This window comes from Pseudomonas sp. SDT291_1_S447, assembly GCF_054070155.1.
This window is the reverse complement of the sequence record NZ_JBSVXS010000367.1, coordinates 1-264: the sequence shown is the minus strand read 5'-3', so window position 1 is coordinate 264 and position 264 is coordinate 1. Positions and strand designations below refer to the sequence as shown.

1 protein-coding gene is annotated in these 264 nt (G+C 65.2%); it reads right to left on the bottom strand.

The genetic code is table 11. The annotated features are described in order from the left end of the window. Positions 1-264 (bottom strand): hypothetical protein (locus tag ACW9IR_RS29945; protein WP_457466216.1); only part of this gene is annotated, 264 nt, incomplete at both ends.

The window sequence follows — 264 nt, the reverse complement described above, 5'->3', positions numbered from 1 at the left end:
TGCCTTGATGGCGGGCGACTTCGCGGTGCAGGTCGTCGCGTTCGTAGCCGATCAGCTCGTGTTCATCGAGGCGCAAGCCGAGCAGGTGGCCGCTGCCGTACGTCAGCCAGCTGACGCGATGGCCGTCGGGGCGCACGGTGGCGACTCGTTGGTTGAGCACGTCGTACTCGTGCTGCCAGATCGCGACGGTGGGTTTTTCCAGGCCGAGGTAATGTTGGTGTTCGCGCAGCAGATTGCCGGCCGGGTCGTGGAACCATTGCAGGC